Source organism: Shewanella spartinae, from assembly GCF_019457555.1.
In the GTDB taxonomy this organism is placed as follows: domain Bacteria; phylum Pseudomonadota; class Gammaproteobacteria; order Enterobacterales; family Shewanellaceae; genus Shewanella; species Shewanella loihica.
On record NZ_CP080418.1, the window covers coordinates 3,682,622 to 3,695,726 of the forward strand.

The following is a 13,105-nucleotide window of genomic DNA, read 5'->3' on the forward strand; positions in this document are numbered from 1 at the left end:
AATCCAACTCATACAGAGTAAAACGCCACATTCAAGCTTACCGAGAGTAGTCTCTGCATAACCAAGAGGTTTTACGATGTCCTTGGCGCATAAACGCGGTTTTACCCTTATCGAACTCGTGGTCGTTATCATAGTGCTGGGGATCCTGGCGGTGACCGCCCTGCCAAAATTTATCAATCTCTCCCAGGACGCTCAAGTCGCCAGCGTTAAGGCGACCGGCGGCGCCTTCAAGTCCGGCATCGACATGGCCCGCGCCGTCTGGGCGATCCGAGTAGGCTCAGGCCCGGCGGAAAACCTCAAGACCTTCGGCGACGACGAAGCCGGCGAGATGGATTTTAACGCCAATGGCTGGCCAGCGCAGCACTACTTTACCGATAACGAGGCCTCGCCGCAGCTGGACAACGTAGAAGATTGCATCTCGGTGTGGGAGACGGTGTTTCAGGGCGACGAGCCCAGCGTCTCGCGCAGCGATGCCCAGACGAGCACAGATTATAAGGCCAACTATATCAGCGTGAACCAGTGTCGCTACAACCTAAGCGACAACCAAAACTTCAGCATCTACTATGACTCACGAGATGGCCGGGTGCTGGTCGACAGCGATCCCGCCAGTTAACCCTGCGGCGCGCATTGGGATTGGCGATACAGATCCCATTACCTCTAAATCTATGCTTCATTAACGGCTAATTTACGTTACTATGCCAGCATACTATTGACCTACCTGTGAGCATGCGCATGTCAGAACAGCAAAAAGAAACCACTATTTTTCAGTTAGCCGACAAGTTTATCGCCTTAGCCAACGAGCTTAGCGCCGAGGAGCAGGATATCGCCAAGGTGGGTACCGCCCTGCGTTTCGCCGCCGCCCGCTTTAACGCCTTCGAGGCCGCGCTGAAATCTGCCGATCTTAAGGCCGAGAAAGCCAACGCACTGGAGTGGTTTACCAAAGAATACAAGGACATGTTGAATGATAACCTAGACGATCATATCGACAATCCGCCAGCGGCTCAGCAGGAGCCAGCCAAAGATGATGCCGTACAGGTCTTTAACGGCTAGTCTGCTAACCGACACAGCCAGATAAAACAATGCGGCTAAGGAATATTCCTTAGCCGCATTGTTATGACTGCTTCAAAAGCTTAGGTGGATTAAGCAAAGCCTATTGCCCCTAGAGGGTCACCAGCACCCGCACCGCCAGCAGAATCAGCACCACGCCCGAGAGTTTATCAATAAGCGCCGCCTTCTCCCTTAGCTTAGGCAATACCGATTTGTGCGACAGCAAGAACGCAATCAGGGTGTACCAGAGGCCATCGACCACCAGCGGCGTCAACACGATAAGCGACTTGCCCCATAGCTCGTCGGCCACCATCACAAACTGGCTGAAGAGCGCCAGGAAAAACAGCATGATCTTGGGGTTAAACAACGAGATGGCGATACCGTCGCGGGCAGCGGTCAACCAGTCTGTCGACTTACCCGCCGCCAGCTTATCCGACATGCCGCCCTTAGAGCGCAGCGCCTGCACACCGATATAGGCAAGATAGAGGGCGCCGAGGATCGCGATACCGTTAAACACCAGCGGGGCCTGCTTAAGCAGCACCGCCAGCCCCAGCAGGGTCACCAGGGCGTAGATACCTATGCCAATGGAGTGCGCCCAGGCGCAGACGATACCGTTAGCCCGGCCACCGCCCAGGGTATGACGCACCACCATGGCCAGACTCGGCCCAGGCGACATGGCGCCCAAACAACAGATGGCCAACAGCCCCAGCCACGCACTAAAACTCATCTTATCTCCTCGCTGTCCTGATTAGTCCGCCTGATAGAACTGGCGAATATCCTTAGCCAGCGCCTTTAGCGACGAGGGCTCAATATACATCATATGGCCCGCCTCGTAGTAGTGCATCTCCACGCGGCTATTGTCTATGCCGTTATCGGCCAGGGTGTTCTCGGTGGCAAAGAAGGGAGTGGCAAAATCATAGTAACCATTGGCCACCAGGATTCTGAAATCCTTGTTCTCACGCTGGGCGCGACCGAGATAGGGGGCGACATTCACATAGTGCATCTGCTTGCCGCTGATGCTCCAGTTCCAGCCACGGTTAACGTCGACCGAGAGCACGTTAAAGGGACGGGTGATCTTCACCCCCAGATCCTGATACAAATATTGGTGAATCGCCGCCGTGTAGGCGCCATCTATGCCATAGCCAGATGGGTCGGCATCGGTGCGCTCGCCGCCGCTGTCATAGTCGACGCCCAGATAACGGCTATCCAAGCGGCCGACGGTGCGATCTTCATCCCTGAGCAGCTGCTTGGTATAACGACTGGCGCTGACTCTCAAGTTCACCCTGTCCAGATAGTCCTCAGTCAGTCCAGTAAAGCGTGCCAGTTGCTGGCGCACCGCCTGGTATTGAGCTAGAGGTAGACGACTGCCCTTAAGCAGCGCCAGAGCATAATCGTTCATTGCAAACTGGCGCGCCGCCTCGACGAAGGCGCTCAGCCCCATCGCCTTATCGGTCGCAGCAAGCCTGTCATGGTAGAAGGCGGTGGCCGCCATGGTGGGCAGGAAGCCGATATAGGGTTGATTGTTGCCGGGCTGATAGCGGGCATGGCTAAAATCGAGAATGGATGAGATCAACATGACGCCATTGACCGAGATATCAGTCCAGCCAGATTGCAGCTCGTCCACCAATGCGGCGGCGCGGGTGGTGCCATAACTCTCACCGGCGATATACTTGGGCGAGTTCCAGCGGCCATGTTCAATCAGCCAGCGGCGAATAAACTCGGCAATCGACTGGGCGTCCTCTTTCACGCCCCAGAAGTCCTGACCCTTGTGTTCACCCAGGGCGCGGCTAAAGCCAGTGCCCACGGGATCGATAAACACCAGATCCGACTTGTCCAGCATGGAAAATTCGTTATCCACTAAGTGATAAGGCGCGGCGCCATCGTCCTTGGCATCACCCGGCACCACCACACGCTTAGGCCCAAACAGCCCCATGTGCAGCCAGAGCGAGGCCGAGCCAGGGCCGCCGTTAAACACGAAGGTCACGGGGCGTGGCTGACCTGATTCAATCTTGGTGCGCAGATAGGTGACCGAGAAGATGCTTGCCAGCGGCTTGTCCTTGTCATCTTCTAAGATGGTTTCCGAGGCGATGGTCTCATAGTGCACCCGCTCGCCGTTGATCTTCACCTGACCCGTGGTTTGATACACCTTGGCCTCTGGCGCCTGTGCCTCTGTCTTGGCAGGCTTGCCGTTAGATTTTTCCTGAGCCGCCTGACCAGGAAGGCTCAGAAGCAGCAGCGACAGGCCAGCCGCCCCCAGCAATTGCTTGGAGAGCTTGAGTCGCGATAGGAAATGAGTCTGATGATTGAATGGATTTTGACTCAAGTGGTCTTGACTAGAATAGTTTTGACCTGAGTGTCGCCGCGTAAAAATATCAGCCATGGAGCGCGTCCTATTATTGTTATTGTCGATTTGGGCCGGTCAGCTTACAAAGAATCCCAAAGCGTCGCAAAGCATCAATTGCAAACAAATTTTTCACGCACGACGACGGGCCGCTAGCGAATCGGCAGCCCTTGTCGTGCCCCGCTTAGCTCTCCAGCCGCAGGCTAAGGCCCAGCTCGCGCATATGCTTCTTCTCCCGCTTGAGATCCTTAAGCAGCAGGTCCACCCGCGCGCTCTGCTCGGGCAGCAGCGCCAGCTCGTTGGTGTCCAGCGGCGCGCAGCTTAGGCGCAGGCTCTGAGCGACCCGGCCGAGATTGACCAGGATGGCGAGGCGCAGCAGACACAACAAGCGCACCATCAGCTGGCGCCGTCCATCCGGCAGGGCGTTGAGCTGCTCGAACTGTGGCTTCTTGCGCTGATTGCCGATAAGCAGCGCAAGATCCTGCTGCAGATCCTGACTAAAGCCCGGCAGATCGCTGTTGGCTATGATATAGCCGCCATGCTTATGGTGGGAGCGGGAGTTGATGTGTATGCCTATCTCATGCAGGGTCGCGGCATAGGCCAGCAGCCTCGCCTGAGGGCGGATCTCCCAGGCATCGGCCACCGACTCGAACAGCGCCATGGCGCTTTTACACACCCTGGCGCCTTGAGCCATATCCACATGATAGAGCTGAGCAATACTGTCTACGGTGCGATGGCGCACATCATGATACTGACCTATCTGCGCCAGCTCGTAGAGCACGCCTTCGCGCAGGGCCGCCGGGGTAAAGCTAAGCTGCTGGATCTCCAGGCGGCGAAAGAAGCTGAGCAGAATGGCCAGCCCCGCCGGCACCAGTATGATGCGCTTGCGGTCGATATTGGCAAAATCTAGCCTGTCCACATGACCCGCCTCTATCAGCAAGCGCTTGAGGCGCTTGAGCTGACTCAGGGTCACTGGGGCATAGTGACCGGGCTCGATATCGCTCTCTTGTGTCTCTTCACTGGCACCTTCACCGGCCAGCCTCTCTCGCCGTAACAATTCCGCCAATGCCTCGCAGATCGCCTTGACCGAGCCAGAGCTGCCCAGCACCAGCTCCCAGTCGGCCTCGAAATATTCCTTGGAAAGCGAGGAGAACTGCCTGTCGGCAGCCGCCTGGGCGGCGCGAAAGGCAGCCGTGGTCAATGTGCCATCTTCGAAGAAGCGCTCGTTAAAGCTGACGCAGCCGCAGCGCAGGCTGGAGAGTTTCACCGGCAGGTGTTTCTCGCCGATCACCACCTCGGTGGAGCCGCCGCCGATATCGATCACCAGATTATTGCGTGCCAGCACCTGACTCTGGGCGATACCCGAGTAGATAAGCCTGGCCTCTTCGTGGCCGGAGATTACTTCAATCGGAAAGGGGATGATCTTCAGCGCCGCCTTAAGAAACTTGTCGCGGTTCTTGGCGACTCTCAGGGTGTGGGTCGCCACCAGACGGATCTGAGTCTCAAGGAGGTCGGAAAAACGCTGACCGAAGTTTCTCAGGCATTCTAGGCCGCGGGCCATCGCCTCGTCAGACAGGTAGCCCTCGGCGTTGAGGCCCTGAGCCAGACGGACCTGCTCCTTCTCCCTGTGGAGGATCTGCAGACTGCCGTCCTGCTCCCTGGCAATCATGAGATGAAAACTGTTTGAGCCCATGTCGATAGCGACAAAATGGCGTTGTGTGACTAGGGCCAAAGTTCCTCCAATAGGGGCTAGCTGGCGGCCAGCAGTGGATAGTTGGGCTTAGGCTCGCTCGATGTCTCTTCGGCTTTGATGCGAGCCTTGGCCTGTTTCTCATACTGGCTAAGATATTGATGTATGGCGATTTGAGATCTTACCTTACGCTTATTGCCGCGGCCGCGATAGGGGTTACTCTGATCTTGGTTGATGATCCTCGCCTTGGTGTTGTCACCCAGCTGCAGCTGCAGTATGTCGATGATCATCTGCTTCAGATCAGGATCATAGATGGGAGTACTCACCTCGATGCGACTGTCTATGTTACGGCTCATCCAGTCGGCGGAGCAGAGGAACACCAGATTCTCGCCGCCGGCATGGAACACCATGACGCGGGAGTGCTCCAGGAAGCGATCCACTATGCTGATCACCTGAATGTTATCGCTGATCCCTGGGATCTGCGGCACCAGTGAACACATGCCGCGAATGATCAGCTTAACGCCGACCCCGGCCATGGAGGCCTCATACAGCTTGTTGATCAGCTGCTCGTCCACCAGGTTGTTGAGCTTGAGGGTGATGGCCGCCTTGCCGCCACAGCGGGCGTTAAGGATCTCGCGATCGATAAGCGCCGTCAGCTTCTGCCTGGCATCGAAGGGGCTGACCAGCAGGTGCTGGAAGTTGTCGCGCCGGTAGGGGTGCTCAATTAAGTCGAACACCTGCTCCACCTCCCGCGCTATCTCCTGATTGGCGGTAAACAGCGACAGATCCGTGTAAACCTTGGCGGTGCCCTCGTTAAAGTTGCCCGAGCCGATATGACAGTAGAGGCGGGTCTCGCCCTGCTCTTCCCGGCCAATTAAACACAGCTTGGAATGCACCTTGAGGCTGGGGATACCGTGATGCACCTTGACCCCCGCCTCGGCCAGGATCCGGGTCCATTCTATGTTGTGCTCCTCGTCGAAGCGCGCCCTGAGCTCGATCACCGCGGTCACCTGCTTGCCGTTCTTCACCGCATCCATCAGTGAGTGCATCACCCGCGACTTCTTGGCCACCCGGTAGAGGTTGATCTTGATAAACTTCACCGCCGGGTCGTAGGCCGCCTGACGCACCATCTCGGTAAAATGAGAAAACTTATGGTAGGGATAGTTGAGCATGATATCGCCGCGGGCAATGGCATCGAAACTATTGCTGCAACGCTGGAAACCCGCGCTGTCCAGGGCCGGCAACTTGGCATTCTCCAGATACTTGCGCCCTGGGTTGGGGAAGGCGATGAAGTCCTTGAAGCTGTGATAACGCCCGCCGGGCACCAGACACTCTGTGGAACTGATCCCCAGCTGCTCCTTAATCATCGCCAGCATATGCTCAGGCATCTGTCTGTCATACACCAGGCGCACCGGCTCGGCGGTGAGGCGCTGCTTGAGGCCGCGGGTCATCTTCTCCAACTGGCTCTGATCCAACTCGTCGGCAATATCGAACTCGGCATCGCGGGTCAGCTTCATCGAGTAGGCGTCGATAGACTCATACTCGAAGAAGGGCGAGAGCAGGTCATCCAGGCAGTGACGTATGATGTTATCTAATAAGATCAGATACTTCTTACTCTTAGGCTTACCGGTCGGCAGCTCGACGAAACGGGGCACGTTCTTGGTCGGCACCTCCACCAGGGCATATTGGCGCCTGTCCTTGCTGTGCAGGCAGACCGCCAGATAGGTGGCGTTGTCGGTGAGGTGTTTCACCATAGATCTGTGATTGCCTATGATCAGCGGCGCGATATGACGCTTGAGATGGTCTCTAAAATAGACCCTCAGCCACTGGCTGTGAAAGTCGCTCAGCTGCCCCTCATTGATCAGCAGTATGTTGCGGCGGATCAGCTCGCGCATCAACTCGGTATAGATGCTGTCGAAACGCTCCTGCAATGCCAGCACCCGGGTCTGGATCTTGGCCATCAGGTGACGGCTGTTACTGCGGCCATCTTGCAGGCTCGACAGCATGATGCTGCGGCGCACCTGGGCGACCCTGACCCTGAAGAACTCATCCATGTTGCTGGAAAATATCCCCAGAAAACGCACCCGCTCTACCAGCGGTACCTCGCTGTCGCAGGCTTCTTGCAACACGCGTTCATTAAACGACAACCAGGACAGTTCCTTGTCGATAAACATCTTGTCGGAATTGGGAGACACTCGACTACTCCTTTGAGCGCAGGGAAACGGCGGCTTCATTGCATCTTTGCCACGCCACAGGCCAGCGCGAGGCGATTAGCGTCGGCGGCAAGCTATTGGCAAGGCTTAAAAAGAATTTCCATTAGCAGCAGATTACTTCAGTAGGATGTCATATTTATGACAAGCTCCCTTTAGCCTATGTGCTATCGCGATCGGGATAAGCTTTTGAACTTAAGAGGGTTGCATAGAGTCAGAAGGGGTATCATGATGGCGCGGCAAATCCTCTGCTACACCCGGATAGCAAGCTGCTCCCAAAGACCTAGCGGGCCCAAATACCTAGCAAACCTAGGCAAAACCCATCATCAACCACTAGTCATCAACTAAAGGACACCAGGCATCACAATGAACAACATCTTGCTGGTCAGCGCCCTCACCCTAAGCCTGCTACTCGGGCTATTTGTCTGGCTCAGCTACAAGAAGCTCAAGGGCAGCCAGATCCCAACGGGTGTCTTGGCTGTGCTGCTGGTGTTTGCGCTAATCAACGGCGCCGTGAGTTATTTTATTGCCCCCAAGGCCGGCGATGATGCCTATAAGCAGCTGGTGTGGCAGTCGCTAAGGCCGAATGCTATTCCAGACCAACTGGCCCAGGGCAAGACGGTGTTTGTGGATGTTAGCGCCGACTGGTGCAACATCTGTAAGGCCAACAAAGACAGGGTACTGCATCAGGCGGTAGTGGTTGAGCGGCTAAAGGATAAGGATATGGTGTTGATGCGCGGCGACCTCACCCAGAGCGATGCCAGGATAGAGGCCTATCTGGCTCAGTATCAGGCCTATGGCGTGCCCTTTAATATCGTCTACAGTCAGGCTCACCCCGATGGCTTAGTCCTGCCAAGAGTGCTGTCAATCGACGACCTGCTCAGCGCCCTGCCTCCGCGCGGTTAGTCGCCAGCCAGACTCAAACAAAAGCAAAAAAAGAAGGCTGCAAGGCAGCCTTCTTATCATTTCAATTGCTAGCGCCTGGTGATTTTAATCACTAACGCCTGGTGATTTTAATCACTAACGCCTAAGACGCCGAGATTAGAAGCGGTAGTTCACGCGACCATAGTAGTAGCCACCGTTGTAATCGAACGGGCCACTCTCATAGTAGATCGCACCTAGCTCACCACGGGTACCGTCTTTCAGCTTCTGCGCCTCCTGATCGAACAGGTTGTTGGCACCGATAGAGACGGTCAGGCTATCGAGGAACTGATAGCTTAGTTCCAGATCCACTGTCACCGCAGAATCGGCCATCTCTGAGCCCCAATCCGAGGTATCGTCGGCGTGAGTCGCATAGTACTCACCGAAGTAGTTACCACGCAGCGACATGCTGAATCTGTCCCAAGACTGTGCCCAGGTCAGAGTCGCACGGTGAGCCGGAATACCATCTTCTAGACGACGCACCTTACCCTCATCTGTGGTATTTGGGTTGTACTTGTCGACGCTGGTATCCGTCCAGCCATAGGCCAAGCTGAACTTGGTATCGCCCGACAACAGCTGAGTGTCGTATGACGCCACCAGATCGATACCCTGAGTCGTGGTATCGAAGTCGTTGGTGTAATAAGTCACCGCAGAAATAAGCTCAGGGAACTCGACACCGGCGGCGCGCAGCGCGTCATAGTCTTTCGCCTCAACCTCAATCTGGCTCGACTGCGCGATGCGGCCTGTCACCTCGATATTGTAGTAATCCAGAGTCACGAAGAGGTTTTCATGCTCGAACACGGCGCCGAGGGCATAGCTGACAGATTCCTCAGGCTTAAGCACCTTACCGCCATAGAAGGCCGACAGCGGATCGGTTGGCGGCGCGATAAAGGTCTGGATCAGGTCACCGTTAACGATAGAGGTCTGAGTGTTAACCACGTTCTCCTGACCCACGGTCGGCGCACGGAAACCTGTGCTGTGTGACGCGCGGAAAGAGAGATCGTCGGTAGCCGTGAACTGAGCGGTCAGCTTGTAGTTCAGGGTGTCACCGAAGGTAGAGAAGTCCTCGTAACGCAGCGCGGCGCCAAGCAACCAGCGCTCGCCCAGATAGGCTTCCATGTCGGCATAGACGCCTATGTTGTTACGTGAGTTCTTGCCAGCAGACTCTGGGCCGAAACCCTTGAAGCCGTGAGAGCCAATGTTGAAGCCCTGGTCGGCGTATGGGCCAGCAATCCAAGAGGCTTCTTCGCCCTGAGTGATCTCGAAAGACTCTTCACGCCACTCGAAACCTGTGGCGAAGCTGATATCTTCGACGCTGCCCAGGGTGAGCATGCGCGAGAAGTCCAGGTTAACTGTGGTCTCGGCCTGCTCATAGGCACCGGTTTCAAAGTCGGTCGGTGTGTCTAAGCCCAGTGACGGGTTAAGCGAGTTCTTCAGGCTGAAGGTCGACTTATTGTTACCCATACCGGCGCTGAAATCATAGTTCCAGGCACCTAGCTCGCCTTTAACACCGGCGAAGAAAGAGGTGTCTTCCACAGTACCGGCAAACTGCGGCGTATAACCGCCCGGACGCAGCTGGTTCATGGCGAAACAGTTAGGATCGGCCAGCATTGCCTTGTAGGCATCTGTCTCTAGCACATTACCGTCGCTACCATCAGCATTCTTAGGAATTGGCACCACGGCACAGGTAGAAGGATCGCCATTGACCGCACCCACCAACAGGGTTTCACCGCCATCTAACGAGTAGACGTTGCCGCGATTGTGAGGGTTACGATAGTAGAAACCACCGACCACATCGCGCGAAGAGAGGTTACCAAAGGCATATAGGCGCGCATTGTCGTTGATGTCATAACCAGAGTTAAGGAAGAAGCTGTAGTCATCCTTGATCTCTGGATTACCCCATACCTGGGCAGGGTCTTGGACGAAGGTGTTGCCCTGCTCAATCAGGTTGGCCGCATCCGGACGCTGCATGCTGCGGCTGGTCGCATCGGCATTCTTGTATTGCAGGCTGAGGTTCACAAACCCAGCGTCTGACAGAGGGAGTCCCACGTTGGCATCGATAGTGGTAGTGGCACCGTCGCCCTCATAGTATTCGCCTTGGCCGACCGTGATAGAGCCACCTTCGGCATCATCTTTGAGCACAAAGTTCATCACACCTGCGATGGCGTCTGAACCATATTGCGCCGCCGCACCGTCACGCAGCACCTCTACTTGTTTCAGCGCCGCACTCGGAATGACCGAGATATCCGGGCCCTGAGCACCATCGTTGATGCCACCGCCCTGGAAGGCGATCACCGAGGCGCGGTGACGACGTTTGCCGTTGACCAATACCAGGGTGCTGTCTGACGGCAGACCACGTAGGTTGACCGGACGGATCAGGGTTGCCGCATCACTGATGGGCTGGGCACGAGAGTTGAAAGAAGGCACAGTGGTGACCAGCATGTCGATCATGTCGGTAGAACCATTCTTCTTCAGATCATCGCTGCTAATGATATCGATAGGTACCGGCGAATCGCCGATAGAGCGTGGCGCAGAACGTGTTCCCACCACGGCAATTTTTTCAATATTCTGAGACGCTTCTGCCTGCTGATCATCGGCAAATGCCTGTGTACTCGCTAACGACCCTGTCAATGCCAAAGAGATGGCAAAACTCAGCGCACTCACGCCGAAACCTTTATTTTTATGTGTTGTCATCATTTTTCCCGCATAGTTTTTTTTATATTTCGCCATCATTCGCGTCTTTCTCACACGAACCACCACAGGCATACCCCAGAGTGAAATGAATACATTTCATTTACACTTTTATAACAAACAAAAAATAATTGCTAATACTAATTGGTCTAATTTAGACGAGAGCAGAAGACACTAGCAGACTAAAAATCGAACAAATACGTGGCATTCACGATAAAACCCCAAAAAGATTAATCATTAAAGCTCAAACAGTTTCGATTAAAGCAAATATTCAAAAGATGCGAAAAACGTTAACCGATGATTAACATCCACCTCTAAGGAGATAGCAAAGTGGTCTGCTAAACAGGCGATCTAGCATTAGTGCCAGAGCAGCTAAGATAGATTAGCGAAATATCGTGGAAAGGCTTGATGACGCCATTCAAGAAAACGGGCTAATATAGGGGCTAAGTGAGAGGTTAGTTTAAATGTTCATTTAAAGGCTGAGCGACATTTAGTGAGTGACTTTTCTAAAGACTTATTAAGAGTCACTGTTCGAGAATGGCTCTCCACGCCTAGCATACGGACCTCATGTTCAGAGTGAGATAGCACGACAATCATTGCCAGCAAGGAGCGGCGAACATGGCTTGTAAACATCCAAGGGTCGATGATGCCCATGTGGACTTTCTACCCGAGAACAAACTGCTGCTCAACGCGGTAGGCGAAGGGATCTACGGCTTCGACCTCGAGGGCAACGCCGTCTTTATCAACCCTGCCGCCGAGCGGATGACGGGCTGGAAGGCCGAGGAGCTGCTGGGTAAGAACATCCACGACTGTCACCACCACAGCCACGCCGATGGCAGCCCCTATCCCCAGGAAGAGTGCCCCATCTACAACACGCTGCACGACGGCATTGCCCGGGAGATCAGCCATGATCTCTTCTGGCGCAAGGACGGCAGCAGCTTCCCGGTGCACTACACCTCGACCCCCGTCTACAAGAACGAGCGCCTCATAGGTGTGGTCGCGATATTTCGTGACATTAGCATTCAAAAGCAGACAGAGGCCTCCCTCAGGGAGGCACTGAAACAGGTGCAGGCCCTGTCGGAGAAGCTGGCCAACGAGAATGACTACCTGCTCACCGAGCTGGCCAGCCACCGTCAGGAGGTCAATATTTCGGGCGAGAGCGAGACGATACAGTCGCTTATCCAGCAGATAAAACTGGTGGCCAACACCAGCAGTACCGTGCTGATCAACGGCGAGAACGGCACAGGTAAGGAGTTAGTGGCCCGCAACATACATGCCCTCAGCGATCGCAGCGATCAGCCCCTGGTGAGCGTCAACTGCGCCGCCTTCTCCCCCACCCTGCTAGAGAGTGAGCTCTTCGGCCACGAGAAGGGCGCCTTCACCGGCGCCACCAGCCGCCGCAAGGGGCGATTCGAGCTGGCCCATCAGGGCACGCTATTTCTCGATGAGGTGGCCGAGCTTTCCCTCGAGGCCCAGTCTAAGCTGCTCAGGGTGATCCAGGAGCAGGAGTTCGAGCGAGTGGGCAGCAGCACTCCTATCAAGGTGGATATCCGCCTGGTGACCGCCACCCATCACGATCTGCTTAAGCGGGTAGAACAAGGGCTGTTTCGCATGGATCTCTACTATCGCCTCAATGTCTTCCCCCTGAATGTGCCACCACTCAGGGAGCGGCAGCAAGATATTCCACTATTGGTCAGCGATATCCTTCTTAACCTAAACCATAAGCTGGGCAAGAAGATCAAAGGGGTCAGCAAGCAAGGCATGCAGCACCTGATGGCCTATCACTGGCCCGGCAACGTGCGTGAGCTGCAGAACGTTATCGAGCGTCAGACCATTCTCTGTCACGGTCAGATCCTGCAGATCCCGGCGCTACAGGCCGAGCCGCAGCCTCAGGACAAGGGGGAGTTTCAGACCCTGCAGCAGGTCGAGGCCGCCCATATCCGCCGCACCCTCAAACGGCTCAACTGGCGTATCTCGGGCCCCAACGGCGCCGCCAACCTGCTCGGGCTGCCCGCCAGCACCCTGAGATCCCGCATGCTCAAGCTGGGGATCAAGCGTCCGGCCTAAAGTATCTTGAGTGATCTCTTGCAAATTAGCGATATTTCGCCAAAGCACGATATATCGCTAATTACAAATAGAGCAGATGAATTAAACCCTATTAGTTTCAAACACTTATTAAGCAACAAAACTTGGTTCCCAACTTGC

9 protein-coding genes are annotated in these 13,105 nt (G+C 55.3%); 4 read left to right on the forward strand and 5 right to left on the reverse strand.

Annotated features, from left to right (window positions below; genetic code table 11):
- The first annotated feature begins 76 nt into the window (after window positions 1-76).
- A complete protein-coding gene (locus K0I31_RS16010; protein ID WP_220079012.1) occupies window positions 77-613 on the forward strand; it encodes a type II secretion system protein in 537 nt (178 codons plus the stop codon).
- Between the two features lie 119 nt (window positions 614-732).
- The gene (locus K0I31_RS16015; protein ID WP_220043241.1) at window positions 733-1,050 is read left to right on the forward strand and encodes a DUF3144 domain-containing protein; all 318 of its coding nucleotides are present in this window, start codon (window positions 733-735) and stop codon (window positions 1,048-1,050) included.
- A 109-nt stretch (window positions 1,051-1,159) separates the two neighbouring features.
- Here K0I31_RS16015 and K0I31_RS16020 read toward each other — a convergent pair whose 3' ends face one another.
- From K0I31_RS16020 to ppk1, 4 genes are all read right to left on the reverse strand, one after another.
- On the reverse strand, window positions 1,160-1,774 hold the full coding sequence (locus K0I31_RS16020) for a LysE family translocator (protein WP_144201984.1): 615 nt from the start codon (window positions 1,772-1,774) through the stop codon (window positions 1,160-1,162).
- 21 nt (window positions 1,775-1,795) lie between these two features.
- On the reverse strand, window positions 1,796-3,427 hold the full coding sequence (locus K0I31_RS16025; protein WP_258406524.1) for a S10 family peptidase: 1,632 nt from the start codon (window positions 3,425-3,427) through the stop codon (window positions 1,796-1,798).
- A gap of 145 nt (window positions 3,428-3,572) precedes the next feature.
- Window positions 3,573-5,081, reverse strand: coding sequence for a Ppx/GppA phosphatase family protein (locus K0I31_RS16030; protein WP_258406657.1), 1,509 nt, complete (start codon window positions 5,079-5,081; stop codon window positions 3,573-3,575).
- Between the two features lie 56 nt (window positions 5,082-5,137).
- A complete protein-coding gene (ppk1, locus tag K0I31_RS16035) occupies window positions 5,138-7,273 on the reverse strand; it encodes a polyphosphate kinase 1 (protein ID WP_220079015.1) in 2,136 nt (711 codons plus the stop codon).
- A gap of 381 nt (window positions 7,274-7,654) precedes the next feature.
- Here ppk1 and K0I31_RS16040 point away from each other — a divergent pair, with 381 nt between their 5' ends.
- Entirely contained in the window at window positions 7,655-8,194 is a 540-nt protein-coding gene (locus tag K0I31_RS16040; protein ID WP_220079016.1) for a thioredoxin family protein, read from the forward strand.
- A gap of 135 nt (window positions 8,195-8,329) precedes the next feature.
- Here the strand turns inward: K0I31_RS16040 and K0I31_RS16045 are convergent, their stop codons facing one another.
- Entirely contained in the window at window positions 8,330-10,906 is a 2,577-nt protein-coding gene (locus K0I31_RS16045) for a TonB-dependent receptor plug domain-containing protein (protein ID WP_220072204.1), read from the reverse strand.
- A 612-nt stretch (window positions 10,907-11,518) separates the two neighbouring features.
- Here K0I31_RS16045 and K0I31_RS16050 point away from each other — a divergent pair.
- Entirely contained in the window at window positions 11,519-12,967 is a 1,449-nt protein-coding gene (locus tag K0I31_RS16050; protein ID WP_220079017.1) for a sigma-54 interaction domain-containing protein, read from the forward strand.
- The last annotated feature ends 138 nt before the right edge of the window (window positions 12,968-13,105 follow it).

Excerpts from the sequence above, each read along its gene's own strand:
- K0I31_RS16010 (WP_220079012.1), top strand. The coding sequence starts at position 77 with ATGTCCTTGGCGCATAAACGCGGTTTTACCCTTATCGAACTCGTGGTC.
- K0I31_RS16015 (WP_220043241.1), top strand. The coding sequence starts at position 733 with ATGTCAGAACAGCAAAAAGAAACCACTATTTTTCAGTTAGCCGACAAG.
- K0I31_RS16020 (WP_144201984.1), bottom strand. The coding sequence starts at position 1,774 with ATGAGTTTTAGTGCGTGGCTGGGGCTGTTGGCCATCTGTTGTTTGGGC.
- K0I31_RS16025 (WP_258406524.1), bottom strand. The coding sequence starts at position 3,427 with ATGGCTGATATTTTTACGCGGCGACACTCAGGTCAAAACTATTCTAGT.
- K0I31_RS16030 (WP_258406657.1), bottom strand. The coding sequence starts at position 5,081 with ATGGGCTCAAACAGTTTTCATCTCATGATTGCCAGGGAGCAGGACGGC.
- K0I31_RS16040 (WP_220079016.1), top strand. The coding sequence starts at position 7,655 with ATGAACAACATCTTGCTGGTCAGCGCCCTCACCCTAAGCCTGCTACTC.
- K0I31_RS16045 (WP_220072204.1), bottom strand. The coding sequence starts at position 10,906 with ATGATGACAACACATAAAAATAAAGGTTTCGGCGTGAGTGCGCTGAGT.
- K0I31_RS16050 (WP_220079017.1), top strand. The coding sequence starts at position 11,519 with ATGGCTTGTAAACATCCAAGGGTCGATGATGCCCATGTGGACTTTCTA.